The 403-nt window shown below is 51.1% G+C and carries 1 protein-coding gene; it reads right to left on the bottom strand.

What is annotated here, in order from left to right:
- Window positions 1–403, bottom strand: a 403-nt coding sequence (locus tag KJQ99_RS10020; RefSeq protein WP_214150756.1) for a serine hydrolase, incomplete at both ends; no start/stop codon positions are given.

Raw genomic sequence — 403 nt, forward strand, 5'->3', positions numbered from 1 at the left:
ACTGGTATGGGTCGCTAAGTTGACCAACGTAATCGGCGTGCCTTGATACGTCGGGACATGCGCGCCGGGAGGCGCATATTTGCTGAGAGGATCGTTTAATTTTACCGTTCCCTGATCGAGCAATTTTACCAACATTTCACTGGTCATGAGCTTGGTGATAGAAGCGATACGAATGACCGAATCAAGCTGTGGACGAACATTATTGCCCGGTCTGGTGTCACCGAAACTACGAAACACGCGTTGATTGCCGTCGATCACCACCAGCGCCATGCCTGTGGCGCCGCTACCATAAAAGATATGCTCGGCATAACGATCAACGATATCAGAGGCAAAAACCGGATCGGCAATCGGCTGAGCCGCCTGGACAGAAGTAAGTGATGCCGCAAACAGCATGGCAGTAAAA

It is taken from the genome of Campylobacter sp. 2018MI13 (genome assembly GCF_018501135.1).
Classification (GTDB): Bacteria; Campylobacterota; Campylobacteria; order Campylobacterales; family Campylobacteraceae; genus Campylobacter_E.